The organism is Actinoplanes sp. NPDC051388 (assembly GCF_055586225.1).
This window is the reverse complement of the sequence record NZ_JBVJIP010000002.1, coordinates 107,620-131,463: the sequence shown is the minus strand read 5'-3', so window position 1 is coordinate 131,463 and position 23,844 is coordinate 107,620. Positions and strand designations below refer to the sequence as shown.

25 protein-coding genes, 1 tRNA gene and 1 pseudogene are annotated in these 23,844 nt (G+C 70.5%); 19 read left to right on the top strand and 8 right to left on the bottom strand.

All coding sequences use genetic code 11. The features are described 5' to 3' along the window. The first annotated feature begins 149 nt into the window (after positions 1-149). From ACZ6TI_RS04845 to ACZ6TI_RS04835, 3 genes are all read left to right on the top strand, one after another. On the top strand, positions 150-386 hold the full coding sequence (locus ACZ6TI_RS04845; protein WP_465343659.1) for a hypothetical protein: 237 nt from the start codon (positions 150-152) through the stop codon (positions 384-386). A 318-nt stretch (positions 387-704) separates the two neighbouring features. Beyond that, complete coding sequence (locus ACZ6TI_RS04840) at positions 705-1,115, top strand: hypothetical protein (RefSeq protein WP_465343658.1); 411 nt, start codon at positions 705-707, stop codon at positions 1,113-1,115. 177 nt (positions 1,116-1,292) lie between these two features. Further along, positions 1,293-1,736, top strand: coding sequence for a hypothetical protein (locus tag ACZ6TI_RS04835; RefSeq protein WP_465343657.1), 444 nt, complete (start codon positions 1,293-1,295; stop codon positions 1,734-1,736). A gap of 815 nt (positions 1,737-2,551) precedes the next feature. Here the strand turns inward: ACZ6TI_RS04835 and ACZ6TI_RS04830 are convergent. Then, positions 2,552-3,361, bottom strand: coding sequence for a DUF881 domain-containing protein (locus ACZ6TI_RS04830; protein WP_465343656.1), 810 nt, complete (start codon positions 3,359-3,361; stop codon positions 2,552-2,554). Between the two features lie 182 nt (positions 3,362-3,543). Here ACZ6TI_RS04830 and ACZ6TI_RS04825 point away from each other — a divergent pair, with 182 nt between their 5' ends. From ACZ6TI_RS04825 to ACZ6TI_RS04815, 3 genes are all read left to right on the top strand, one after another. Next, on the top strand, positions 3,544-3,807 hold the full coding sequence (locus ACZ6TI_RS04825; protein WP_465343655.1) for a cell division protein CrgA: 264 nt from the start codon (positions 3,544-3,546) through the stop codon (positions 3,805-3,807). Between the two features lie 200 nt (positions 3,808-4,007). Beyond that, positions 4,008-6,134, top strand: a complete 2,127-nt coding sequence (locus tag ACZ6TI_RS04820) for a (Fe-S)-binding protein (protein ID WP_465343654.1) — start codon at positions 4,008-4,010, stop codon at positions 6,132-6,134. Between the two features lie 65 nt (positions 6,135-6,199). Beyond that, positions 6,200-6,550 carry a YciI family protein gene (locus ACZ6TI_RS04815; RefSeq protein ID WP_465343653.1) on the top strand — a complete coding sequence of 117 codons (351 nt, stop codon included), beginning with the start codon at positions 6,200-6,202 and terminating at the stop codon, positions 6,548-6,550. On the opposite strand, the gene ACZ6TI_RS04810 is transcribed toward ACZ6TI_RS04815, so the two are convergent. Next, the gene (locus tag ACZ6TI_RS04810; protein WP_465343652.1) at positions 6,537-7,721 is read right to left on the bottom strand and encodes an RNA polymerase sigma factor; all 1,185 of its coding nucleotides are present in this window, start codon (positions 7,719-7,721) and stop codon (positions 6,537-6,539) included. The two genes, ACZ6TI_RS04815 and ACZ6TI_RS04810, sit on opposite strands and share 14 nt — an antisense overlap. A 67-nt stretch (positions 7,722-7,788) precedes the next feature. Here ACZ6TI_RS04810 and ACZ6TI_RS04805 point away from each other — a divergent pair, with 67 nt between their 5' ends. Further along, positions 7,789-9,465: a hypothetical protein gene (locus tag ACZ6TI_RS04805; protein WP_465343651.1), complete on the top strand. Its 1,677-nt coding sequence runs from the start codon at positions 7,789-7,791 to the stop codon at positions 9,463-9,465. Here ACZ6TI_RS04805 and ACZ6TI_RS04800 read toward each other — a convergent pair. Continuing rightward, the gene (locus ACZ6TI_RS04800; protein WP_465343650.1) at positions 9,462-10,127 is read right to left on the bottom strand and encodes a GOLPH3/VPS74 family protein; all 666 of its coding nucleotides are present in this window, start codon (positions 10,125-10,127) and stop codon (positions 9,462-9,464) included. The genes ACZ6TI_RS04805 and ACZ6TI_RS04800 overlap by 4 nt on opposite strands. A 101-nt stretch (positions 10,128-10,228) precedes the next feature. Between ACZ6TI_RS04800 and ACZ6TI_RS04795 the strand changes: the two genes are divergently transcribed. The 5 genes from ACZ6TI_RS04795 (at position 10,229) to ACZ6TI_RS04775 (ending at position 16,786) form a co-directional block, all read left to right on the top strand. Then, the gene (locus ACZ6TI_RS04795; protein WP_465343649.1) at positions 10,229-11,566 is read left to right on the top strand and encodes a hemolysin family protein; all 1,338 of its coding nucleotides are present in this window, start codon (positions 10,229-10,231) and stop codon (positions 11,564-11,566) included. Then, entirely contained in the window at positions 11,559-12,587 is a 1,029-nt protein-coding gene (locus tag ACZ6TI_RS04790) for a hemolysin family protein (protein ID WP_465343648.1), read from the top strand. The genes ACZ6TI_RS04795 and ACZ6TI_RS04790 overlap by 8 nt, the downstream gene beginning before the upstream one ends. A gap of 64 nt (positions 12,588-12,651) precedes the next feature. Next, positions 12,652-13,509, top strand: coding sequence for a LamG-like jellyroll fold domain-containing protein (locus ACZ6TI_RS04785; protein ID WP_465343647.1), 858 nt, complete (start codon positions 12,652-12,654; stop codon positions 13,507-13,509). A gap of 12 nt (positions 13,510-13,521) precedes the next feature. Continuing rightward, positions 13,522-14,292, top strand: coding sequence for an acyl-CoA thioesterase (locus tag ACZ6TI_RS04780; protein ID WP_465343646.1), 771 nt, complete (start codon positions 13,522-13,524; stop codon positions 14,290-14,292). Between the two features lie 136 nt (positions 14,293-14,428). Then, entirely contained in the window at positions 14,429-16,786 is a 2,358-nt protein-coding gene (locus ACZ6TI_RS04775) for a choice-of-anchor L domain-containing protein (RefSeq protein ID WP_465343645.1), read from the top strand. Positions 16,787-16,829: 43 nt separating this feature from the next. Here ACZ6TI_RS04775 and ACZ6TI_RS04770 read toward each other — a convergent pair whose 3' ends face one another. Beyond that, on the bottom strand, positions 16,830-17,741 hold the full coding sequence (locus ACZ6TI_RS04770) for an SDR family oxidoreductase (protein ID WP_465343644.1): 912 nt from the start codon (positions 17,739-17,741) through the stop codon (positions 16,830-16,832). Positions 17,742-17,755: 14 nt separating this feature from the next. Here ACZ6TI_RS04770 and ACZ6TI_RS04765 point away from each other — a divergent pair, with 14 nt between their 5' ends. Beyond that, on the top strand, positions 17,756-18,616 hold the full coding sequence (locus ACZ6TI_RS04765; protein WP_465343643.1) for an aminoglycoside phosphotransferase family protein: 861 nt from the start codon (positions 17,756-17,758) through the stop codon (positions 18,614-18,616). 50 nt (positions 18,617-18,666) lie between these two features. Continuing rightward, complete coding sequence (locus tag ACZ6TI_RS04760) at positions 18,667-19,395, top strand: hypothetical protein (RefSeq protein WP_465343642.1); 729 nt, start codon at positions 18,667-18,669, stop codon at positions 19,393-19,395. Here ACZ6TI_RS04760 and ACZ6TI_RS04755 read toward each other — a convergent pair. Then, positions 19,358-19,594 carry an alpha/beta fold hydrolase gene (locus ACZ6TI_RS04755; protein WP_465344282.1) on the bottom strand — a complete coding sequence of 79 codons (237 nt, stop codon included), beginning with the start codon at positions 19,592-19,594 and terminating at the stop codon, positions 19,358-19,360. The genes ACZ6TI_RS04760 and ACZ6TI_RS04755 overlap by 38 nt on opposite strands. A 73-nt stretch (positions 19,595-19,667) precedes the next feature. Further along, positions 19,668-19,790, bottom strand: a pseudogene (locus ACZ6TI_RS04750) (hypothetical protein); the annotation flags it as partial. Here ACZ6TI_RS04750 and ACZ6TI_RS04745 point away from each other — a divergent pair. The 3 genes from ACZ6TI_RS04745 to ACZ6TI_RS04735 are packed head-to-tail and all read left to right on the top strand — an operon-like array spanning position 19,770 to position 21,136. Further along, complete coding sequence (locus tag ACZ6TI_RS04745; protein WP_465344316.1) at positions 19,770-19,895, top strand: hypothetical protein; 126 nt, start codon at positions 19,770-19,772, stop codon at positions 19,893-19,895. The pseudogene ACZ6TI_RS04750 and the gene ACZ6TI_RS04745 overlap by 21 nt on opposite strands. Before the next feature lie 27 nt (positions 19,896-19,922). Then, entirely contained in the window at positions 19,923-20,255 is a 333-nt protein-coding gene (locus tag ACZ6TI_RS04740) for a PadR family transcriptional regulator (RefSeq protein ID WP_465343641.1), read from the top strand. Next, positions 20,252-21,136, top strand: a complete 885-nt coding sequence (locus ACZ6TI_RS04735) for a hypothetical protein (protein WP_465343640.1) — start codon at positions 20,252-20,254, stop codon at positions 21,134-21,136. Before ACZ6TI_RS04740 ends, ACZ6TI_RS04735 begins: the two co-directional genes overlap by 4 nt. A 5-nt stretch (positions 21,137-21,141) precedes the next feature. Here ACZ6TI_RS04735 and ACZ6TI_RS04730 read toward each other — a convergent pair whose 3' ends face one another. After that, positions 21,142-22,347, bottom strand: a complete 1,206-nt coding sequence (locus tag ACZ6TI_RS04730; protein ID WP_465343639.1) for a helix-turn-helix domain-containing protein — start codon at positions 22,345-22,347, stop codon at positions 21,142-21,144. Positions 22,348-22,552: 205 nt separating this feature from the next. Continuing rightward, positions 22,553-23,131 carry a dCTP deaminase gene (gene dcd / locus ACZ6TI_RS04725; RefSeq protein ID WP_465343638.1) on the bottom strand — a complete coding sequence of 193 codons (579 nt, stop codon included), beginning with the start codon at positions 23,129-23,131 and terminating at the stop codon, positions 22,553-22,555. 54 nt (positions 23,132-23,185) lie between these two features. On the opposite strand from dcd, the gene ACZ6TI_RS04720 reads away from it, so the two are divergent. Both ACZ6TI_RS04720 and ACZ6TI_RS04715 read left to right on the top strand, forming a co-directional pair. Then, the gene (locus tag ACZ6TI_RS04720) at positions 23,186-23,686 is read left to right on the top strand and encodes a pyridoxamine 5'-phosphate oxidase family protein (RefSeq protein ID WP_465343637.1); all 501 of its coding nucleotides are present in this window, start codon (positions 23,186-23,188) and stop codon (positions 23,684-23,686) included. Between the two features lie 25 nt (positions 23,687-23,711). After that, positions 23,712-23,782: transfer RNA gene (locus ACZ6TI_RS04715), tRNA-Gly, on the top strand. The last annotated feature ends 62 nt before the right edge of the window (positions 23,783-23,844 follow it).

Here is a 23,844-nt window from a genome sequence, read left to right as displayed (position 1 = left end):
GGTCCGCCGACCCCACCGCGCCGAGCCGGGTTCTTCCCAGCCCCGACGCGACGATCCGATCCCGGCCGACCCACATCAACCTGCGCATCATCACGATCCGCGCCCGACAGGGTCTCATCTCCGGCCCCGCCGCGAAGTCCCCACAAGCCGTGATCAGCATCGCTCCAACCATCACGGGCCTCCACCACCCGCGCAATCTCCTGCCCACCCCGGCCGCGACGATCCCATCCCACGTCGCCCGCATCGGTCGACCGGTCGCCGGTCCCGACGTGCTGCGCGGCCTCCTGGCGGCTCACGCCCGCCTCGCGAGTCTCATCACGCGGTCCGCTGGACGGCTGGACGGCCTGGCCGCGACGGCTGAGTTCGGCGTCGGCTTCGTCGATTGACTGGCTGCCAGCCGCTGTCGTCTGCGTGGGTTGTTGCTGCTCGGGGAGGCGGCCAAGGCCTGCTTCGCGGTGCTGGTCGTGCGATCTGCTGGGCGACGGAGTCGCCTGCTCATCCCGGCCGCGACGATCCCATCCCATGTCGCCCGCATCGGTTGAAGGGTCGCCAGTCCCGGCGGGCTGCGCCTCTCGGCGGCTTATGCCCGTTTGGCGAGTCTCATCGCGCGGTCCGCTGGACGGCATGATGGCCTGGTCGCGACGGCTGAGTTCGGTGTCGACCTTCTCGGTTGACTGGCCGCCAGCCGCTGTCGGCTGCGCGGTTTGCTGCTGATCGGGGAGGCGGCTAATGCCTGCTTCGCGGTGCTGGTCGTGCGATCTGCTGGGCGGCGGAATCACCTGCTCGGCTCGGCCGAGGCGATTCGAATCGGCGGCCGGCTCGGTTGCCTCGTCACGGAGTTCCGCATCCGGACGACGTCGCGAATCGCCTGGTCCTCGATCTCGCGCAGACTGCGCGAACACTTGCCGACCAGTTCCGCGATGACCCGATTCGGAAGCACTCGCATTGAATTGCTCGACGCCCGAGCGATCAGCAGACCGGGTGAGCTCTCGCGTGCCGACATCGCGGCTTTCCGGCCAGGAACCGTCCGGGTGGACCCGCGCGCCGTCATCGACGGCCGGCGGCTGCTGATCCGGGACGGCACCTGCGTGACGGTCCGTCCATGGCTCCCGTGAGGCTCCAGCCGCATCCGCGGTTTGCTCGGACATCGCTCGAACGCCCGAGGCCGACTCGAACCCGGGGCGTGCCGGCTGTGCGGGCTCCCCGACGGTGCTGTCGTTCCAGTTCGCAGCGGGCTGCGCACTATCGGCAGCCGCCTCCACGTGGCCTTCGACCGGCACGAAGCCCGGCCCGTGAACGACGGCATCGCGCCGATCTTGACCGACAGCTGGAAGGACCGAATCTGTTCTAGGCAGGTCGACCGTCGCGCCTACGAATTCGGACGCATCGCCCTCGATGGTCCTCGGAATGCTCGCGCCACCGACGAATGTGTCCGCGCCGTTCAGCGGCGTAGTAGCAGCGATTCGCGCCGCGTCTCCGCCGCGGCTTGCCGGATGCGGATCGATTCGAACCGCGTCCACAGCGGTCGCGTCGCTGCCTTCACCAGCGCTCGCGGGATTCGCCGCGACCGCGGCGGGACCAGAACCCGCGGCTTCTGCGTCGTCACGAGCGGGATTCGCCGCGTCACTCGAATCCAGATCGGCGGCGCCCGCAGGGTCTGCCATCTCCGGCGCATCGGCCGTGGACGGCCGGCCCTGTGCGGCATCCCTGTGCAGGATCGCGGTGTCCGCGGGTGAGGACTCGGCAGAATCCATGCCGTCGGCCTGCGAAGCGGGTCCTTGCGGCAGTGCCGAGGGCGGCGCCGGTGGCCGCTGAGACGGTCCGGAGTTGGCCCCCCGGAACGGCACGGCCGAGGTCGGTCCGGCAGGCCGCAGCACGGCGGGCGGCCGCTGTGCGGAACCCTCAGCGACACTCGGACGCCCACGCCCCGACGTGGCACCCCCCGGTGCGGCCCAGGCCCCAGACGCCTGCCGCGTCGCAAGATCCGGCGAAGAAGGACGAACCTGCGGCGCCCGCCCGGAAGACTTAGAAGCTGCGGCGGGTCCGGTGGTCGCGGATGACCCGGCGCCTGCGGAAGGTGCGATAGCTGCGGATGACGCCGCGCCTGCGGAAGGTCCGGAAGCAGCGGAGATCGCCGAAGCCGCTGAAGGCTTGGAAGATCTGGAAGCTGCCGAAGGTCCGGCAGCTGCGAAGGTTCCGGAGGCCGCGGAGGGTCCGGAGGCCTCGGAAGGTCCGGAAGGCGCGGAAGGTCCGGAAGCCGAGGCGGCGCCGGGCGAAATGACAGGAACCCCAGGAACGGAAGGACCGGAATCCGACACTGAGCGACCCGCCACATCCCGCCCCGCAACCGCCCGCCCGGAAGCAGCCCGTCCAGGCCCACCGCCCGCGGTGATCGACTGCCCTAACCCCACCGGCGGGTCCAACGGCCCACCCGGCACCCCATCCGGCGCGGCATCACTCACGCGCGGAATGAAAGCCGTCTGCGCATCACCGTCAGGCGCCCGGTGGCGACCCGAGTTCGGCACGTCAGAGGCGAACTCGGGTGGAACGCTCACTGCGCCGCCCGGGCGGATCGGAGGTCACTCGACCCGTCGTACGCACGCACTGTCACGTTCCTCTCGGTGGTTTCCTGGTACCCGAGGCCGAAGTCGGCGACCGCATCGCGGAACTCTTGGACACCCTCCGCGGACTCCAACGCCGAACGCAGTGCTGTGGGTTCGCCGATCGCCGTGATCTTGAACGGGGGCGAGAAGACCTGGCCGTGCAGAAGCAGCGTGTTGCCGACACAGCGTACCGCGCTCGTGGAGATGACCCGGATGTTCATGATCGTCATTGCCTCGGCCCCACCGGCCCACAATGCGTTGACCACAGCCTGGACATCGCCCTGGTGAACGACCAGATCATCGTTCTTCGGATTGTTCGGCCCACCGTCGCCGACCCGTCGCGAAGAGTCGTTCAGCACCACCGTGACACCCGGTCCGTGCAGCTCCGTGAAGCCGGCCGCGGCCTGCATCGAATCCGCCCGCTGGCGGGCCGCTTTCAGCGGGGCGTCGACCTCGGCCAGGCGGGCCTCGTCCTGGTCCTTCTGGGCGCGCAGCTCCGCCGCCCGCCGCTCGGTCTGCACCAGCCGCGCTCTCTTGTCCGAGAGCAACTGTGCCAACTGCGGACGGCGATCGTCTCGTAACGCCGTACCCCCGGCTGTTGTCGCCGACGTCGTGAAGAGCAGACCCGCCGCCACCGCGATCAGCGGGACCCCCATCGACCAGCCTCGTTGCTTCTGGCCGCGCAGCCGGGGCCGCAGGCCGCCGAGCGCGCGGCGCAGAACTTGACGCCAGGAAGGCGCACCGGTGGTGTACTCCACGCGCTACCCTCCGACGTCGTAAGTGGTCCAAGCGGAACGAAAGTTACCCGGCGGGTGCCGGTGCGCGCGCCGCCTTGACTACGCTAGCTGTCGAACACTATTCGCCACGGGCTGCAGACGGGGATCCCGCCGCCGCTCAGCGGTGGTTTGTTCACCACTTGTTGCCCGCCCAGGAGAGCGTCGTGCCGAAGTCGCAGGTTCGCAAGAAGAAGGTCTACACACCGCCGACCGACGTTCGGCCGGCGGTGAATGCCAACAACAAGAAGCCGAGCCCGGTGTGGCTGCCGGCCAGTGCGGTGACGCTGATCGTGCTGGGCATCGCGTGGCTGGTCGTCTACTACCTCTCGGAGCAGCAATACCCGGTGGAGGCGTGGCGTTACTGGAACCTCGCGGTGGGCTTCGGCGCGATGGTCGCGTCGCTGGCCATCCTCGCCCGCTGGCGATGAGGCGGCGGTAAGAGGAGCGGGCTGCCCACAGCCCGCAGACAAGCGCGCGCTGCCTGCTGAGACGCGGCCGGCGCGATAAAGTTCGAGGCGCACCCCGTGGTTTTTGCACTCGGGGTGCGTTTATCGTGTGAACCCCCAGGTGCGCGCGACTTACTCGCGGGTAACATAGGGCCACCGCGACATCGAGGAGGCCGCCGAAGATGGGCACTGCGCAGATCATCGCCACCGTGCTTGCCGCAGCCGTCACGGTCGTGGCCACCGCGCTGGCCATTCGTGCCGTCCTGCGGATGACCTCGGTGATCCGGCTCGGCAAGCCCGATCCGGCCCGCTTCACCGACAAGGGCGCCCGCACCAGGACGATGCTGGTGGAGACCGCAGGACACACCCGGATGCTCAAGTGGGGCGTCGTCGGGGCCGCGCACTGGTTCGTGATGGTCGCGTTCGTGGTGCTGTCGCTGCTGGTGCTCGAGGCATATTTCGAGGTGGTCGACCCCGAGCTCGGGCTGCCGATCATCGGGCACTGGACGATCTTCGGCCTGGTCACCGAGTGGATCGGCGTCCTCGGCACGGTCGGCATCCTGGTCCTGATCGCGATCCGCCAGCAGCAGATCCGCGCCAAGCGCAGTCGCTTCACCGGCTCGACGATGTGGCAGGCCTATTTCGTCGAGGCGATCATCGTGGCCGTACTGGTCTGCGGGTTTTTGATCCGGGGTTTCAAGGTCGCCACCGATCACTTCGAGTACCCGCTGTGGGCGACTCCGGTGAGCCACGCGATCGGGGCATTGCTTCCCGACTGGGCGGACGGCGCCACCTGGGTCGCGCTCGTCAAGATCTACATCTCGATGGCCTGGCTGATCACCATCGCGTTGAACGTGACCATGGGTGTCGCGTGGCACCGCTTCCTGGCGTTCTTCAACATCTTCTTCAAGCGGGCGCCGGAGAAGCCGGCCGGTTCCGGGCTGGGCGCGCTCAAGCCGATGATGAGCGAGGGCAAGCCGCTCGACTTCGAGGAGGCCGACCCGGAGAAGGACCAGTTCGGCGTCGCCCAGGTCGAGCAGTTCACCTGGAAAGGCCTGCTCGACTTCAGCACCTGCACCGAGTGCGGCCGCTGCCAGTCCCAGTGCCCGGCGTGGAACACCGGCAAGCCGCTCTCGCCCAAGCTGATGATCCTGTCGCTGCGGGACCATGCCTATGACAAGGCGCCCTATCTGATGGCGGGCGGCGGCAAGGATCTGACCGGCGAGGAGAAGGCCACCGAGGCCCAGCTCGCGCACATGGACGTGCTCGCGCTGGCGGAGGGCAACCGGCCGCTGATCGGCACCGAGGACGAGCAGGGCGTGATCGACCCCGACGTGCTCTGGTCCTGCACCACCTGCGGCGCCTGTGTCGAGCAGTGCCCGGTGGACATCGAGCACGTCGACCACATCGTCGACATGCGGCGCTACCAGGTGCTGATCGAGTCCAGCTTCCCGGCCGAGGCCGGCGTGATGCTGCGCAACCTGGAGAACAAGGGCAACCCGTGGGGCGCGCCGCAGAACACCCGCGAGGACTGGACCAAGGGCCTCGACTTCGAGGTGCCGCGGGTCGGCGAGAAGGACTTCGAATACCTGTTCTGGGTCGGCTGTGCGGGCGCCTTCGAGGACCGGGCCAAGAAGACCACCCGGGCGGTCGCGACGCTGCTGCACGAGGCCGGCGTCGACTTCGCGATCCTCGGCGAGGGCGAGACCTGCACCGGCGACCCGGCCCGGCGGATCGGCAACGAGTTCGTCTTCCAGATGCTCGCCCAACAAAATGTGGAGACGCTCAAGGAGGCCGAGGTCAAGAAGATCGTGGCCACCTGCCCGCACTGCTTCAACACCTTGGGCAACGAATATGAGCAGCTCGGCCTCGAGGTCGAGGTGGTGCACCATACGCAGCTGCTGGCGCACCTCGTCAAAGAGGGCAAACTCACCCCGGTCCAGCCGATCGAGGGCGATGTGACCTACCACGACCCCTGCTACCTCGGCCGGCACAACCGGGTCTTCGACGCGCCTCGCGAAGTTCTGGGGGAAGCGGCCAACCTCGTGGAGATGCCGCGCAACTCCGAGCGGTCCTTCTGCTGCGGCGCCGGTGGCGCCCGCATGTGGATGGAGGAGAAGATCGGCAAGCGGATCAACGTGGAGCGCACCGAGGAGGCCCTCGCGACCGGCGCGAAGACGATCGCGGTCGGCTGCCCGTTCTGCTACACGATGATCGGCGACGGGGTGACCGGCAAGGGCGAGCAGGACAACGTCGAGGTCGTGGACGTCGCCACGGTGCTGCTGAGATCTCTGAAGCAGGACGTGTGACCGTGTCGAACTGAGCGGCCCGCCGATCGTCACCAGAGGAAAGTGGTGATCGAGAGGAGAGTCGCATGCGATACGTCATGATCCTGACCGGGGCCGAGTCCAACTGGTTCGACGAGGCCACCGCCAGCGGGTTGATGGACGAGGTCAACGCCTGGTGGGAGAAGTGGTTCGAGGCCGGCAAGATCGTCCAGGGCGGCGCCGAGCTGCAGCCGTCCAGCACGGCCAAGACGGTCGGCGCGGGCCCGGACGGCACGCCGACCGTGACCGACGGTCCCTACCTCGAGATCAAAGAGGTCGTCGGCGGCTTCATCAACCTGGTCGCCGACGACATCGACGAGGCGATCGCGGTGGCCTCGGGCTGGCCGGGCATCCCGCTCGGTGACCGGGTCGAGGTCCGTCCGGTCATGGAGCGATAGCGGCGAGTCGGCGGGCGAGCAGCTCGCGCTCGGCCGGGTTGGTGGCCAGCGCGAGTGCTCGCCGCAGGTGGTCCGAGGGGTCGCGGCCCAGCCGGCTCAGCAGGTCGGCCCGGGTCGCGTGCCACAGCCGATAGCCGGACAGGTCGTTCTCCAGCGCGTCCACCTCGGCCAGCGCCGCGGCCGGGCCGTCGACGAAACCGGTGGCCACGGCCCGGCTGAGCCGCACGACCGGCGACGGCTTCATGATCATCAGAGCGTCGTAGAGGCGGCGCACGGCCGCCCAGTCGGTCGTTTCATAGGACGGCGCGAGGGAGTGCTGGACGGCGATCGCGGCCTCCAGCTGATAGGGGCCCGGGCGATCCTGCGCCGCGGCCCGGCCCAGCCGGGACAGCGCCGACTTCACCAGGGTGACGTCCCAGCGGCGGCGGTCCTGCTCGGGGAGCAGCACGAGCCCGTCGGCGGAGAACCGGGCCGCCGCCCGCGACTCGAGCAACTCCAGCAGGGCGGCCAGCCCGGACACCTCGGGCTCGGCGGGCATCAGCAGGGCGAGCTGCCGGGTCAGGTCCAGCGACTCGCGGGCCAGGTGCCGGTGCCGGTCGACGGACAGGTAGCCCTCGTTGAAGATCAGATAGAGCACGGTGAGCACGGCCGGCAGGCGTTCGGCGTACTCATCGGGTCTGGGCACCTCGAAGCGCACCCCGCGCTCGCGGAGGCGGCGTTTGGCCCGGACCAGCCGCTGGGCCATCGTCGCCGGCGGCAGCAGGAACGCCGCGGCGATCGCCTCCGAGCTCAGACCGGCCACCGCGTTCAGCGTCAGCGCCATCTGCGCCGGCTCGGGCATCGCCGGATGGCAGCACGCGAAGATCAGCGCGAGCCGGTCTTCGCCGCTCGGTTCCGGCGCCGGCGCACCGGCCAGCGCGGCCAGCTTGTCGCGGCCGTTCGCCTCGCGGCGCAGCCGGTCCAGCGCCTTGTGCCAGGCCGTGGTGACCAGCCAGCCGGGCGGATTGTTCGGCACGCCGTCGTCCGGCCAGCGCCGCAGCGCCTCGGCGAGGGCGTCCTGCAGCGCCTCCTCGGCCCGGTCCAGGCCACCCAGCCGCCGCGCGAGCACGCCGAGCAGGCCGGCCGCGTCGGCCCGCCAGACGCCGTCCAGCACCGCCCGCACATCGCTCACGCTGCCAGTCTGCCCGGAATCCGGAATCGGCCTTCGCGCCCCCCGACCATGTGTTTGCCTGACTGCGATGATCACGAAGACTCGCAGGTGGCGGCTGGTCGCGGTGGTGCTGGTGGTGCTCGGTGTGGCGACCCCCGCGCACGCGGCGCCGGACGACGCGCCGGAGGTGACCGCCCTGCTAAAGCTGCAGGCCAAGCTCGCCGACGCGATCGGTGGCCGGCCCACGTTCGGCGCGACCGGGGTCGACGACGGCTATCCGGGCGGGTACGCGCTCGCGGCCGGTACCGACTCGGCGTGTTCCTCCGCCACGGAGGCGACGTGGTGCTGGGGCGCCGGGGAGAGCGAGCCGGTCAAGCTCGACTCCGACGTCGCGTCCGGCCCGCTGACGACCGGCCGCGCGCACACCTGCGAGCTCGAGTATTTCGACGAGACCGACGAGGGCGGCGACCTCTACTGCTGGGGTGACAACGCCGAGGGCCAGGTCGGGGACGGCACCACCACGACGGCCGCCGAGCCGGTGCAGGTGGCGAGCGGCATCCGTCAGGTGGCCGCGGGCGCCGATCACACCTGCGCGATCCTGGACGACTCGACGGTGCGGTGCTGGGGGCGCAACGACGTCGGCCAGCTGGGACTGGGCAGCGTCGGCCCCTCGGAGTCGAGCCCGCAGGCGGTGACCGGCCTGACCGACGTGATCGACCTGGCGGCCGGCGGCGACACCACCTGCGCGATCGACGACGGCGGGGACGCCTGGTGCTGGGGCTCGGACGCGGAGGGCCAGATCGGTGACGACAGCGTGACCGCGACGCCGGTCGCCGCGCCGGCCGCGGTGGTGATGACCGACGTGGGTGACGAGTTCACCCAGCTGGACCTCGGACGCGGGCACGCCTGCGCGGTGACCTCGGGGGGCGGCGTCTGGTGCTGGGGCTCCGACACCCACGGGCAGCTCGGCGACGGCGCGCCCGCCGCCGAACAGGACCGCCCGGTGGAGGTCGGCGGGGTCGAGGACGTCTATCAGGTGAGCGCGGGCGGGGACAGCACCTGCGCGGTGGCTCAGATGGGCCAGGCGCACTGCTGGGGTGCGAACGCCGAGGGTCAGCTGGGCGTCGGCGACCGCACCGACCGGGACGAACCGGCCGAGGTGGATCAGAGCGCGGTGCCGGAGTCGGCCTTTCTCGCCCTGCTCGTCGGCACGCACGGCAGCCTCCTGGTGCAGCTGTCGGTCGGCGACGCGCACACCTGCGCCCTGGACATCCAGGGCAACCCGTTCTGCTGGGGCGACAACGCGGACGGGCAGGTCGGCGATGGCACCACCACCGACCGCCTGACCCCGGTGGCGACCCTGCTCGCGCCCGGCTTGGTGACCGACGTGAACGTCACGCCCGGCGACGCCGAGCTGGGCGTGACCTGGTCGGCCCCGGCCGAGCTGGGAGTCGGCGAGCTGGACTCCTACGGCGTCCTCGCGATCGGCGACAGTTTCGGCCCGCAGTGCATCACGAAGACACCCGGCTGCACGATCTCCGGCCTGGACAACGGCGCCGAATATCAGGTGCTCGTCGCGACCGTCACGGACGCCGGCTTCTCGGTCAGCGCGGCGGTGCCCGGCACCCCGCTGGGCCGCTCCGCGGCACCGGTGCCGGGCAGCGGCGGCGGCTCCCCGCTGCCGATCACCGGCGCCGCGGTCTCGCTGCTCATCCTGCTCGGCGGCGGCCTGGTGCTCGGCGGCCTGCTGCTGCGGCGAGCTTAAGAGCTGCCGCCGGAGTTGGCCGCCGCGCTGCTGGAGACGGCGGCGGCGATGATCGCCGCCTGGATCTGCTCGATGGCCTCCTGCACCGCGGTGGCCGCCCACGCGCCCTCGCCGATCTCCTTGAGCCGCGCCTTCACGAGCTTGCGGTCCAGGTCGGGGAAGACCTTCTTCTGCAGGCCGGTCGCCGCGATCAGCGAGCACAGCGCCGCGGTCCGGGGCTCGACCGGCCCGGATCCGGTGATCGCGGCGCGCATCCGTTGCCGCGCCTCGGTCTCCTGCGGCGGCTCGACGCCGTGCGTGGCCGGGTATTTCGTGCGGGGGAAGATGGCCAGCACGCGACCCTTCTCCCGGCGGACGATCTCCTTGGTGACCAGGCCGTCCATCACCGCGTCGCGAGCGCCCTTGGCGAGCTTGGACACCCAGGTCTTGGCGGAGCGCGGCCGCTCGTCGGCGATCCGGGCCAGCGCGGCGTCCACCACGGGATCTCCGGTGGGCGAACGGTCCAGCACCACGACCTTCTTGTCCACCACGTCGACCCGGGCGGCGAGGGTGAGATCGAGCAGCAACGCACCGCCGAGCCCGTTGTCCAGATGCATGCCGTCGGTCACCGGGGTCCCGTCATCGTGGTAAGCGATCAGGGCGAATTCCTCGGGCAGGTTCATCACTCGAAAGTAACCCGAGACATCGACCGGGCGCGCGGCGCGAAGGCGGATGCCCAGGCCCGGCACAATCAGGGCACAATGAGGGCCGAGGTGAACCGATCATGGACGGCCTGTTCCTGACCGCGGTGCTCCCCTTGGTGGCATTTGTGCTGCTCACGGCGGGCAACGCGTTTTTCGTGGTCGCGGAGTTCGGTCTGGTCACCGTGGACCGGGCAGAGATCGACAAGCGGGCGGCGGCCAACGACCGGCGGGCTCGCACCGTTCGTCACGCACTGAGCGAATTGTCCTTCCAGCTCTCCGGCGCGCAGCTCGGGATCACGATCACCGCCCTGCTCACCGGATACCTGGCCGAGCCGGCGCTGTCCCGCCTGATCACCCCGCTGGTCGAGCCGGTGGCCCGGGGCGCGACGGAGACCGCCACGCACGCGTTGTCGCTGATCCTGGCCACTCTGGTGTCGATGTTGTTCGGTGAGCTCGTACCCAAGAACGCCGCCCTGGCCCGCCCGATGCGGGCCGCACTCGCCACCGCCGCGCCGTTGCGCACCTTCTCGCGGACCTTCAAATGGCTGATCGGCGCGCTCAACGGCTCGGCGAACTGGCTGGTCCGCCGCCTGGGCATCGAACCGCAGGAAGAGCTGGCCAGCGCCCGCAGCCCCGAGGAGCTGGGCCTGCTCGCCGCGATCAGCGCGCGCGCCGGTGCGCTGCCGACCGAGACCGCCACCCTGCTGCGCCGCACGATCCGGTTCGGCGAGAAGCGGGCGGCCAAGGCGATGACGCCGCGGGTGGACGTCGTCGGGCTCAAGACGACGGCGAGCGTCGCCGACCTGATCGCGCTTTCGCGCGAGACCGGACACACCAGATTCCCGGTGTACGAGAGCACGCTCGACCTGGTCACCGGTGTGGCCGGGGTGCCCGACGCGCTGGGTGTCCCGCCCGAGCGCCGGGCCGGCACCACCGTCGACGCGATCGCCCGCGAACCGGTCTACGTGCCGGAGAGCCTCGACCTCGACAAGGTGCTCGCCGCCCTGCGCGCCGCCGACGCCGACCTGGCCATCGTGGTCGACGAATACGGCGGCACCGACGGCGTGGTGACCGTCGAGGACCTGATCGAGGAACTGGTCGGGGAGATCTCCGACGAATACGACGTGGACTTCCTGGAGACCGGCACCCAGGAGCTGACCGCCCCCGGTGGCGAGAAGACGTTCCTGGTCGACGGCCTGTTACGCGAGGACGAGACGCTCGAGCAGACCGGATTCCGGCTGCCCGAGGGCCCGTACGAAACGCTCGCCGGTTTTCTGCTCGCCCGCCTCGGCCACATTCCGGTGCCCGGGGAGTCGCTCGCCGAGGACGGCTGGGAGTTCACCGTGATGGAGGTCGACCGGCACCGCATCGAGCAGGTCCGGGTGGTCGCGCCGGCGCCGGAGCCGCTCGATGGTTGAGCTGCTGGTCACCGTCGTGCTGCTGCTCGGCAACGCGCTCTTCGTGGGTGGCGAGTTCGCGCTGATAGCGTCGCGTCGCACCGCCCTCGAACCGCTCGCCGCCACCTCGCAGCGTGCCCGCTGGGCGCTGTCCGCGATGAACCAGATCCCGCTGATGATCGCCGGCGCCCAGCTCGGCATCACGATCTGCTCGCTCGGCCTGGGCGCGATCGCCGAACCGGCCCTCGCGCACCTGCTGGAGGGCCCGTTCACCGCGCTCGGACTGCCGGAGGGCGCGGTGCACCCGGTCGGGTTCGTGCTGGCCCTGGGCATCGTGGTGTTCCTGCACACGGTGGTCGGCGAGATGGTCCCGAAGAACATCACGCTGGCCGGCCCGGAACGCTCGGCGCTCATTCTCGGCCCGTTCATGCTGGGCTTCTGCATCGCGACGAAGCCGCTGCTGACGGCCATGCGCTGGGCCTCGCGCACGGTGCTCTCGCTCTGGAAGATCGAGGCCACCGACGCGGTCAAGACCGTCTTCACCGCCGAGGAACTGGCCGGCATGGTCACTCAGGCGCGCAGCGAGGGCCTGCTCGGCACCGAACAATATGAGCGCATCCACGCCGCCCTCGGCCTCAACAACCGCACCGCCGCCGACACCCTGCGCCCGTGGGCCGGCGTGACGACCGTCACCGACGACGTGTCGCCCGCGGCCCTGGAGGCGGTCGCCACCCGCAGCGGCCGATCGCGCTTCCCGGTGGTCCAGCGCGAGACCCGGCGCGTGCTCGGCTTCGTCCACATCAAAGACATCCTGGGGTACGACGGCGCGCAGCGCCGCCTTCCGATCCCGGCCGAGATCATCCGGCCGCTGGCCGTGGTGCCGCCCGATCGCACCCTCGCCGACCTGCTGCTCACCATGCGCCGCGACCGCCGGCACATCCTGTTGGTCAGCGACGGGCGCACGCCGCTCGGCGTGGTGACGCTGGACGACGTGCTGCACGCGGTGGTCGGCGAACCGGCCGACCGCTTTAGTGTGCTTTAACACTGTTTCAAAGACAGGCCGCGTGGAAATGGCGTAGTAACGCCGCGATACGGACAATGTCCGCATGTCTGACACCCGCCTTGCTCGTGCCGGCGCGATCGCGACGGCGCTGGTCCTCGGCGTGGGAGTGGTCACCGCCGTGCACCTGTCCCGGGGCGAGAGCCTGCCGCAGACCGGCCCGCTGCCCGCCTTCGCCGTGCTCCCGCCGCCGTCCGCGGGCGTGCTCACGAACACCGGGTCCTTCTCCACGCACGAGCGACCCGGCCGGGTCGCCGTGGCCGCCGCGCCGATCAACGTGCGCTACACCTTCGACGGCGGTGTGGACAAGCCGATCACCGACACCCAGGGCGGCCACGAGCTGCGTCCGGTCGGCCAGAACGGCGGCGCGCTCAGCCTGGTGCCGCAGGGCCTCGGCCTGGCCGTCGAATATCCGGACCGGTGCACCATGCAGCGCGAACGCGACTGCCCGCGGGCGATCCTCGAGGGCACCCGCGACGACGCGCTCAACCCCGGCAACCGCCCGGTGCAGTACGGCGCGTCGATCATGATGACCCACGCGGACCTGGCGGACGGCGCGAACGTGCTGCAGAAGGGCTACTCGGTCGGCGGGGTCAGCCAGTTCAAGCTGCAGGTCGACCATCGGCAGGGGCACCCGAGCTGCGTAATCGCGTCGCGGGCGCGGATCTACCGGGCCGAGCCGCTGATGGACGTCGCGGACGGCGCCTGGCACGAGGTGGTCTGCTCGCGCAGCGCGAACCGGCTGGCGATCGTGGTGGACGGCGTGGAGCGGGCCGGGGTTGCGGTGCCGCCGTCCCTGTCGATCGCGAACGCCGAGCCGCTGCGGGTCGGCGGCAAGGGCGCGAACCGAGGCAACGACCAGTTCGCCGGCCGGATCGACAACGTGTTCATCGCCATCGCGTGACACACTGCGACGGTGCTGTGGGACGTCGCGCCGATCGGGCCGGATGAATATCGCGGCTTCGGTGACAAGGGCCCCAACGGGCGGACCTTCGGTGGTCACGTCGCCGCTCAAGCGCTGCGGGCGGTGGGCGCGCCGGTCGCGTCGCTGCACGCGCGATTCGTCAGCGAGGGTCGTGGCGGCGAGTCCATCGACTACCGGGTTTCCGTTGTGGGGGACCGGTTTCGCCAGGTCACGGCCACGCAGGCCGGACGCACGATCCTGACGCTGGATGTTTCTCTCGGGGCACTCTCAGTGGCGCCCAGCGTGGCGGTGCCCGTGCCGGATGCGTGGACTCCGGACGGGCCCGGCGAGGCCGCGTGGCTGGACCATCTGCTCGGCCGGATGCCGTTCGACTTCCGGTTCGCCGGGCCGCCCAGCACGATCGCGGGACGCCGCGGCGAGCGGGTGGCCGGTCAGGCGTTCTGGTTGCGCACCCGCTCCCGCCTGCCGGATTCGGCGCCGGACCACCAGTGCGCGCTGACCTACGTCTCCGACCTGCTGCTGGTGTCGACCGCGCTGGCCCGGCACGGTCTCGCGCACGGCAGCCGGCCCGGTCTGCAGTCGGCCAGCCTGGACCACGGGGTCTGGTTCCACGCGCCGTTTCGAGCCGACCAGTGGTTGCTCTATGCGCAGGAGACGCTCACCACCAGCGGCAATCGCGGCCTGTGCGCCGGGCGGCTCTCCGATCACGACGGCCACCTCGTCGCGTCGGTGCGCCAGGAGGTCCTGACCCGCCTCCGATAGGCCGACCCCGAGCGGTTGACGTCGTTCGGTTGAGATGCACCGTAAAGCGGACAACCAGCTTTTTCAACACCAAAACATCATGGAGAGTACGCGGTGCGCGCCGAACTGGCGTGATCACAGCATCGAGGAGTACGCCATGAGAAAGTCGACGGTCCTCGTCGTCTTCGCCGCATCCCTGCTCGGGCTCGCGTCCCCGGCCGCCGCGGCGCCACCGGCCACCAGCGGGTCGATCAGAGTCACCATCGTGACGCCCGACGGGGTGCCCGCCACGGTCACGCTGGCCGGCAAGACGAAGCAGATCGCGGCCAAGCCCCCGGCCGGCAAGTCCACCGTGGTCACCCTGAAGCCACCGGCCGGCCTCTACGCGGTGCAGACGCCGAGCCTGATCTTCAACGGCGTGCGCTACGTCGGCCGGGCCTCGGTGCCGGTCGTGCCGGTGGTGCCGAACGGCCGTGCGGTCACGGTCACCTACGCGGCCGACGGCGCCGCCCGCGACCTGCACGCCGCCACGGTGACGGCGACCGGGGTGGGTCTGGCCTGGACCGCCCCGGCCGGCGCCAAGTTCATCCTCCGGCGTACGCCCGGCCGGGTGCCGGTCAGCCTGAGCTCGCTCGGGACCGGGGTGCCGGTGAAGGGCACGACCGCTGCCGACAGTGGGCTGAAGGCGGGGCAGCAGTACACGTACTCGCTGTTCACGCTGCTCAAGGGCCGTTGGTACGGGCCGCTGACGGTGACCGCGGGCCCGGCGGCGGGCGGTGCCGAGGCCAAGTACGTGGCGAACCCGCAGGCCCTGCTCGCCAAGCCGGCCGACCTGGTCTCGGCCACCGCGACCGGCGACGGTGTGCGGGTGGTGCTGCAGCCGGGCGTGCCGACCCCGGTGCTCGGGTCCGGCGTGGTGCTGCCGATCTCGGCCGCGCTGGCCGGCGGCTTCCTGGGCGTGGTGACCGCGATCTCCACCGACGGCCGCACGCTCACCCTGGAGTCCGGCGGTCTGGCCGACGCCTTCGACTACTACGAATTGAATGTCGACCAGTTCTCCGTGACCGGCGATGAAGCACCCAAGGTCGCGGCCAAGGCTGCCAAGGCCGCCGCGTTCGGCTGCAAGGAGTCGGACAGCACCTCGGTCAGCTTCTCCACCGACGTCGTGCTCGGCGGGCACTTCGCCACCAAGGTCGACAAGTACAGCGTCCTCGGCGCCGACGTGCCGGTCGGCGCAACGCTGGACATGGGTCTGACCGCGGACGTCACCAACTCGGCGACGATCAAGACCAGCAGCAGCTTCACCTGCAAGGCCAACCTGCCCAAGCTGACCAAGCAGCTGACCGTGACGCCGATCCCGATCGCGCTCACGTTCGAGCCGAAGGCCGAGTTCACCATCACGAACGCCCTCGAGCTCTCCGATGTCGGTCTGCAGACCACCGCCGGCGTCAACGTCAAGGGCACGATGAGCGTCAAGAGCGGCGCGTCGTTCTCGGGCGGCACGACGATGAAGACCGAGCCCCTGTCGCCCAAGGTCACCGCGAACGGCAAGATCGGCGTCAAGCTGGGCGGCGAACTCACCGTCGGACCGGGTGTCACGTCGGAGAAGGCCGGTGTCACGGCCGGGGTCAGCGGCAGCCTCTACCCGGTGGACGCGTCCTTCGGGCCGGTGTTCACCGCGCAGGACGGCCGATTCAACGCCTGCACCGAGATCAAGGCCGCCTTCTCCCGCAGCCTCGCCCTGACCGCCAAGGCCTGGCTGGGCAAGCTCTGGAAATACGACGCCAGCGTCACGGTCGATGCGCTGACGGGCTCGACCGGTTATGCCGGCTCGCCGTGGGCGTTGCCGAAGGGTTGCAAGGACCTGCCCGCCGAGCCCGGTGGCAGCAAGGATTCGCTGCTCGGTGACGGGGTCGAGAAGGTCGACGACACCACGGTCGGCGCGCCCGAGCAGTGGGGTCACGTCGAGGGATTCGTACCCGGGAAGAAGACCTGGGTCTTGAGCACCGGCCAGATGGCCGACGCGCTGGGCGATCCGTCGAAGTTCGCCAGCACCGGGCTGGGCCGGGAAGGCGACGCGGAACTGACCGAGTTCGCCGGGCACGAGACCCACGACGCGGCGTCCTACCAGGTCAAACTCGTTCCGGAGAAGAACACGCTGCACATCCGCTACGTCTTCGCCAGCGAGGAGTACCCGGAGTACGTCGGCAGCAACTTCAACGACGTGATGGCCGTGCGGGTGGACGGCAAGAACTGCGCGCTGGTGCCCGGCACGACCCAGCCGGTGTCGGTGAACACGATCAACGCCGGTCAGAACCCGGACTACTACGTGGACAACGCCGATGGCGCGGCCGGCTACGCGACCAGCATGGACGGGCTGACCAAGCCGCTGACCTGCTCGGTGCCGGTGACGCCGGGCAAGGAGGTGACCGTGCAGATCGCGGTGGCCGACTCGACCGACTTCATCTATGACAGTGCGATCGCGCTGGTGGACGGCGGCATTTGGACCGACTGACGCGGGTGATGCGGGCCGGTCGTGGTTCGCGGCCGGCCCGCCGTCAGCGATAACCGAGGTCGCCGGCCTTGCCGCCGGTCGCCATCACCTCCGTGTAGTAGCGGTGGAAGTCGGGACGGGTGCCGTCGAGGTCGGTGACCGCGTAGTGCGCGGCGAGATCGGCACTGGACAGCGTCCGTCCGCTGAAACGCGCGCGATCCGGATCGGCGGCCAGCGCGGCGACACCCCGGCCCACATAACGTGGCGACTCGGTCATGCAGAAGTGCGGGTCCTGCGCGGTGGCGTCGCGCCAGTTGTCCTCGCCGACCCCGTAGTCGTCCAGCATGCGTTCCGAGCGCAGCCAGCCGGGCGTGACCGCGACCGCGCCCGACCCGTGGTCGCGGAGCTCGGACGCCTGCGCCTGAGCGAGGCGGATGACGCCGACCTTCACCAGGTCGTAGAAGACCGAGCCCCGATAGTCACCGTCGACACCCGCCGTGCCGTCCGTCATTTCCACGACGAGTCCGCCGGGCCGCCGGATCAGCAGCGGGAGCGCGTGGTGACTGGTGATCAGGTGGGTGTCCAGGCCCTGATGCAGCAGGCGCAGGCCGTTGCGCAGGTCGTGCGTCCACAGCGGCTCGCCCCACTCGGTGAACATGTCCCCGCCCCAGACGCTGTTCACCAGGATGTCGAGGCGGTCGTGGTCCGCTCCGATCCGGTCGACCAGGGCGGCGACCTCGGCGGGGTCGCTGTGGTCGACACGGACCGGGATGCCGGTGCCGCCGATGGCGGTCACCGCCGCGGCGGTCTCCTCGATGGTCTCCGGGCGGTTCATCTCGGAACGGGTGGCGCCGCTGCTGCGGCCGGTGCAGTAGACGGTCGCGCCGAGCGCGCCGAGCTCGACGGCGATGCCCCGACCGGCGGCCCGGGTCGCGCCGGCGACCAGGGCTACCTTGCCTCGCAGATTCGTCGTCATGGCACGATCATCGCGTGCGACCCGAGATCACCGAAAGGCTGGCCCGGCGACTGGTCGACACCCAGTTTCCACAGTGGTCGGACCGGCCGTTGCGGCTGCTCGATCCGGCCGGATCGGATCACGTGATCTATCGGCTGGGCGATGACCTCTCGGTCCGCATCCCGCGGCACAGCGGGGCGATCAGGCAGGCGCAGAAGGAGTGGAAGTGGCTGCCGCGGCTCGCTGCGGCGCTGCCGCTGGCGATTCCGTCGCCGGTCGCGGTCGGCCGCCCGGACTTCGGTTACCCCTGGCCGTGGGCGGTCTCGCGGTGGCTGCCGGGCGTCGCCGCGGTGGCCGATTCGGACTCGGTGGCCCGGGAGCTTGCGGGCTTTCTGCTTGCCCTGCAACGGTTTCCGGTGCCCACCGGACCACGGGCGGATCTGGCCGCGCGGCCGCTGGCCGACCGGGACGCGGACACCCGCGCCGCGATCGCCGAGGTGGCCGGTGACTTCGACGCCGGCGCGCTGACCGAGGTGTGGACGGCAGCCCTGCGCGCGCCGGGCTGGGCGCGGCCGCCGGTCTGGTTTCACGGCGACTTCCACACCGGCAACCTGCTCGCCGTCGATGGTGAGCTCAGTGCCGTGATCGACTTCGGCGGGCTGGGCGTGGGCGATCCGGCGTGCGACTTGATGATCGCGTTCACGTTGCTGGGTGCCCGGACGCGATCGGTCTTCGGTGATGCGGTCGGCCTGGACGACGCCACCTGGGCGCGCGGGCGTGGCATCGCGCTGGCGGCGGGGTTGAGCGCCTACACGGCGTACGCCGCCACCGATCCGCGGGTGGCGGCCGCGACCACGCGACAGATCACGGCGACCGTGGAGGGTTTCGCTCAGTAGACACCGGGTAATCTGGACATATGGAACAAAACGGGATCAATCTTCGCTCAATGATGCGACGCGCGGCGGCTGCGGCCTTCGCCGTGACCACGGTGTCGGTCCTGGCGGTCAACGCTCAGCCCGCCAGTGCCTCGTCGCACCGGCCCTGCTCAGTCGTCAAGCACAGCAACACCTCCGGCGTGATGAAGGTCGGCACGGCGACGGCCACGGTCGGCGCCGACGGCATCAAGCTGACCACCGCGCAGTCCCAGAAGGACGACATGGTGTCCTGGAAGACGTCGTTCAAGCCGGTGCCGGCCGGCACGGTGAACGAGGTGAGCTACGAGACCGTGAAGCTGGACAAGACGGCGAACGACAACAACGTCGTGAACGACGCCGCGCTGCCCGCGTACCACATCTACGTGAAGACGGCGAAAGGCGACGGTGTCCTGATCTTCGAGCCGTACTACTACCTGATGTCGATCAAGGCGGGGGGCAACCCGCAGCGCATGCTGCGCACCGAGTGGAACGTGCTCGACGGTCCGCTGTGGACCTCGTCGACCACGATCAACGGCCTCGACAAGACCGCGGGTGGCCCGGCCGAGAAGACCTTCGCGCAGGTGGTCGCGGACAACCCGAAGATGACCGTGACCGGCGTCGGCTTCGGGCTGGGCACCTACAACGCCGGCGTGATCTCGGTGCTCGACGAGCAGCGCTTCGCCACCACGAAGTCCTGTTCCGAGCACCAGTGGTCGACCGGCTTCAAGAACGGTTCGTGGTGGCCGGGCTGGCTCCACTGATCAGGTGACGGATGCCCGCCAGCCAGGCCTCCGGGTTGTCGAAGTGGGCCATGTGACCTGCTTCCGGCACCTCGACCAGGCTGCTGGCGGGCAGCTCGGCATGCAGCCGGCGCGCGACCTCGATCGGGAAACAGCGGTCCCGGGCGCCGTGCAGGATGAGCGTCGGGCCGCCCCAGGCGCGCAGCACCTGCGCGGCGATCCAGCTGCCAGATCTGCGACGGCACGTCGGCCCCGGCCATCGCCCGGCTCAGCTCGCCGTCCGTCCCGTCCGCCAACGTGAAGTCGACCTCGGCGAGTTCTTCTCGATCCGCGGCCGGCGTGAAGTCGGTGTAGGCCGTGGTCGAGGCCAGGATGAGCCGGCGAACGACCTGCGGGTGCCGCTCGACGACACGCATCGCGATCCGGCCGCCGTAGGAGAAACCCAGCACGTCGGCGACCGGATGGCCGAGCTCGCGGATCAGCCGGCCACGTCGTCCGCCAGGAACTCCGGCTACAGCTGATCTTCGGCCAGCTCCCCGTGCGGCGGGATGCGCTCGCTGCGCCCACATCCGCGCAGGTCGACCTACTTCATCCTGGCGGCACTCCAAGATCAACCCCTTCATGGGTACGCGATCATCAAGCGCGCCGACACCCTGTCGAACGGGCGGGTGAAGCCGGCCACGGGCACGCTCTACACGGCGTTGGACCGCTTGACCGGCGATGGATACGTACAGGTCGTCAATGAGGAAGTGGTCAACGGCCGCTCGCGCCGCTACTACGCCCTGACCCCCGAGGGCCGCGCGGCCCTCGAAGAGGAGGCGGCCCATCTGGCCGCCGCCGCCCGCGTCGTGATTGCCCGTCCCGCGGTGGGTCTCGCATGACCGCCGAGCTGGAGCGGCGCTATGCCCGCCTGCTGTTCCTCTATCCGTCCGACTACCGCCGGACCCGTGGCCCCGAGCTGCTGGAGACGTTGCTGGAGTCGGCCGAGGAGGGCCGCACCCGCCCGCCCGCGCGTGAGGTCGTCGCGCTGGCGATCAGCGCGTTCCGGGTGCGCGCCGGGCGCACCCAGCGCCAGACCGTCCGGGAGAGCCGGCTGGCCGCCTGCCGCGCCGCCGCCTTGATGCTGCTGGTCTATGGCACGGCCAGCGCCGGCGTCCGGCTGTTCGACCTGCTCCTCGGCGCTCCGATTCCGTGGAACACGCCCCCGCAGGTCGCCCTGGCCATGGTGGCGTTCGGCGTGGCCGCGGTGGTGGTGGCCGTGTTCAACCGCTTCCGGGTGGCGGCCGTGATCGCCGCGATCGTCTATGCGACCGCGCTCGTCGCCGGCTTCCCGACCCCGGACTTCTGGCAGTTCCCGCCGGCCGTGCTGCTCCTGCTGGCGCTGTGGAAGCATCGCCCGGCGCCGGTGGCCGGGGTCCTGCGGTTCGTCCCGGCGATCCCGTTGATCCTGGTGGCCGCGGACTACCTGATGCCCTATGCCTTCCCGGCCATCTCCGGGATCCTGACCAGGGCGCTTCCGCTGGCACTGTGCGCGGCGGCCCTGCTGCGGCTGGCGATCGACGAGCGGGTGGCGATGGCCCTGGGCCTGCTGTTCGCCGCCACCCTGCTGGTCCAGACCGCGATAATCCTGACGTACATCCTGGGCGACGGCGGACTCGAAAGCCCAGCGGCAGCCATCCTCTCCACCGCGGTGGCCGCCCTGCCGGCCACGGCTCTGCTGCTGTCCAGTGCCACCGCGGCCCGCCGCCAGGCAAGCCCCTGACCCGGTCAGGTGAGCTGCATGCGTTCGTAGAGGCCGCGCACCTCGGTGCCGCCGGCCGGGCGGCGGGAACGGTCCAGCAGGACCCGGACTGTTTCCGCCAGCACGGCCGACGTGCGCACGTGCTGCGGGGCGATGCGTTCCGCGGTGAGCAGGAAGCGGATCGCCTCGCGGTCACGGCCGCCGATGCGGGCCAGCGCCCGGGCCGTGTCGGCGTAGTAGAAGACCTGCCGGACGCCGGCCGTGATCGCCGCCGGATCGGTGCGGCGCGCGATCTCCACGACCAGACCCGGGTCACCGTCGTCGACCTCGATGCTCATCCGCCAGATGTCCACGTTGGTGGGGCCGAAGAACATGCCCATCGCGTCGCTCTCGCCGGTGCGGCCGGCCAGCAGGCCCGCCTCGTCCAGCCAGTCCCGGCTGTCGTCGAGTCGCTGCCGGCACCGGCTGGCCAGCGCGGCGACCAGGTGCAGCGAGCCGAGCAGCTCCGGTCCGCCGGCCCGGCCGAGTCTCCGGCCCAGGTCGTCGACGGCCCGCTCGGCGATGGTCTGTCCCCGCTGGAAGGACCCGCAGGCGGTGGCCGCCCGGGCCTGGGCATAGGCCGCGTAGGCCCGCAGCACCGGGTCGCCGACCACGTCCGCCGCGTCGCGGCACCGCTCCGCGGCCAGCCAGGCGTCCGCCGGATGCCCGAGGCTGCGTAGCACGGTGGAGGCGATGTGGGTCGTGTCGCAGAGCAGCCGCAGCGCTTTGCGGTGGTCCGGGCCGGCCGTCTCGGTGTGCAGGTCGCGCAGCAGATCCGGCAGCAGCCGGGTGGCGCCGGCGTAGTCGCACGCCTGGTACAGGGCGTCGGTCAGGGCGACGCCGCGGGCCAGCTCGGCGAGCGGCGGCGCGGGTCCGGCGGGCGGCTCGGTCAGGTCGACGTCGATCAGGGCCCGGCGCACCCCGAGCACGCCCGCGTGCGCCGCCGCGGTGGCCCGATCGGCGGCCGGCACGCCGGTGCCCGCCAGATCGGCCGGCGCACACTCCAGCGCCCCGGCGATGTCCGCCAGCATGAACCGGTTGTCCGTCGCCTGCAGCCCCCGTTCGATGCGACTCCAGGTGGCGTGCGAGACACCGGCCCGGCTGGCCGCATAACGAACACTCCACCCCCGCAGGAGCCGCCGCGCCCGAATCCGCTCGCCGACCGCCGGATCAGAGCTCCGTCGTGGGTTCATGACGCCGACGCTAACCCCGCCGCCCCTGGGGGTGGTGCATCCACGTACCACCGGAGCCGAAGTGGGTGGGAAGTGAGGGTGAGTCGCGACTGGAATGAAGGGTGGGCGCATCGGTCTGGACGCGTCAGCGGCCTTGATGTGCCCGCCCGGCCTCGGCGGGAGCTGCGGCGCGCAACCACCCACCCGGGTGCGACCTCAAAGATCTTTAGGTGGTTGGCCAGATCCGCCAGTTGTGCGCCGAGCGGCTCGCCGTGGGTCCGCGTTGTCCCTGGTAGCGGCTGCCGTAGACGGCGGAACCATAGGGGTGCTCGGCCGGGGACGACAGGCGGAAGATGCAGAGCTGGCCGATCTTCATGCCGGGCCAGAGCTTGATCGGCAAATTGGCCACATTGGACAGCTCGAGCGTCACGTGGCCGGAGAAGCCGGGGTCGATGAAGCCCGCCGTCGAGTGGGTGAGCAGGCCCAGGCGGCCCAGGCTGCTCTTGCCCTCGAGGCGGCCGGCCAGCTGATCGCCCAGGGTGATCACCTCGAGCGTCGACGCCAGCACGAACTCGCCCGGGTGCAGCACGAAGGCCTCGCCGTCGGTCACCTCCACGGCGGCGGTCAGGTCGTCCTGCTGCACGGCCGGGTCGATGTGCGTGTAAAGGTGGTTGTTGAAAACCCGGAAGAAGCGGTCCAGGCGCACGTCGATGCTGGACGGCTGCATGAGCTCCGGCGCGAACGGCTCGAGAGCGAGGTTGTCCGACTTGATCTCGGAGACCAGGTCACGGTCGGAGAGCAGCATCGCAACACCATACTTCGGTGGTTCTTTCGTACGTGTGTTCGATATGATCGCGGGATGGCAACCTGGTCCGCGTTCGTCGCGTCATCGCCCGCTCTCGCCGCCGGCGTCCGAGCGCTGCTGCAGCAATATGGCCCCGGCCTGGCATATCTGGCCACCGTGCGGGCCGACGGCGGCCCGCGGATCCATCCGGTGTCGCCGGTGATCACGGCGGACGGCCTGTTCTGCTTCGTGGTGAGTTCCCCCAAGCGGCGTGACCTGGAGCGGGACGGCCGCTATGCGCTGCATTCGTTCCCGCCGGAGGAGTGCGACGACGAGGCGATGATCACCGGCCTGGCCACGCCGGTGGACGATCCGGCGGTGATCGCGCGGCTGGCGACGGCGCTGCACGCTTCGCCGCTGATCGACTGGCGCGTGTTCGAGCTCTCCGTCGAGTCAGCGATGCTGCGCCGCCACGGCGAGTCGGGCGCACTGCCGTTCGCCACATCCAGGCCACCGATCACCCGCACGTGGAAGGACCCGGCGGCCCGCTTAGGCCGTTCACTGGTGGCAAGCTGATCCTGTAGAGTGACGACGCACCATCGCGGGTGTAGTTCAATGGCAGAACATCAGCTTCCCAAGCTGAACATGCGGGTTCGATTCCCGTCACCCGCTCTACCGAGCTTCGCCGTTAGCAGCGTTGGTGGCGGGGTACGCCTTTTGGTCTCTGGGCCGTC

Bases quoted from the DNA above. Each gene is read 5' to 3' on its own strand.
- ACZ6TI_RS04730 (WP_465343639.1), bottom strand. From the start codon at position 22,347: ATGAACCCACGACGGAGCTCTGATCCGGCGGTCGGCGAGCGGATTCGG.
- dcd (WP_465343638.1), bottom strand. From the start codon at position 23,131: ATGCTGCTCTCCGACCGTGACCTGGTCTCCGAGATCAAGTCGGACAAC.
- ACZ6TI_RS04740 (WP_465343641.1), top strand. From the start codon at position 19,923: ATGCGCTCGCTGCGCCCACATCCGCGCAGGTCGACCTACTTCATCCTG.
- ACZ6TI_RS04735 (WP_465343640.1), top strand. From the start codon at position 20,252: ATGACCGCCGAGCTGGAGCGGCGCTATGCCCGCCTGCTGTTCCTCTAT.
- ACZ6TI_RS04800 (WP_465343650.1), bottom strand. From the start codon at position 10,127: ATGAACCTGCCCGAGGAATTCGCCCTGATCGCTTACCACGATGACGGG.
- ACZ6TI_RS04770 (WP_465343644.1), bottom strand. From the start codon at position 17,741: ATGACGACGAATCTGCGAGGCAAGGTAGCCCTGGTCGCCGGCGCGACC.
- ACZ6TI_RS04795 (WP_465343649.1), top strand. From the start codon at position 10,229: ATGGACGGCCTGTTCCTGACCGCGGTGCTCCCCTTGGTGGCATTTGTG.
- ACZ6TI_RS04785 (WP_465343647.1), top strand. From the start codon at position 12,652: ATGTCTGACACCCGCCTTGCTCGTGCCGGCGCGATCGCGACGGCGCTG.
- ACZ6TI_RS04760 (WP_465343642.1), top strand. From the start codon at position 18,667: ATGATGCGACGCGCGGCGGCTGCGGCCTTCGCCGTGACCACGGTGTCG.
- ACZ6TI_RS04720 (WP_465343637.1), top strand. From the start codon at position 23,186: ATGGCAACCTGGTCCGCGTTCGTCGCGTCATCGCCCGCTCTCGCCGCC.
- ACZ6TI_RS04820 (WP_465343654.1), top strand. From the start codon at position 4,008: ATGGGCACTGCGCAGATCATCGCCACCGTGCTTGCCGCAGCCGTCACG.
- ACZ6TI_RS04775 (WP_465343645.1), top strand. From the start codon at position 14,429: ATGAGAAAGTCGACGGTCCTCGTCGTCTTCGCCGCATCCCTGCTCGGG.
- ACZ6TI_RS04815 (WP_465343653.1), top strand. From the start codon at position 6,200: ATGCGATACGTCATGATCCTGACCGGGGCCGAGTCCAACTGGTTCGAC.
- ACZ6TI_RS04790 (WP_465343648.1), top strand. From the start codon at position 11,559: ATGGTTGAGCTGCTGGTCACCGTCGTGCTGCTGCTCGGCAACGCGCTC.
- ACZ6TI_RS04805 (WP_465343651.1), top strand. From the start codon at position 7,789: ATGATCACGAAGACTCGCAGGTGGCGGCTGGTCGCGGTGGTGCTGGTG.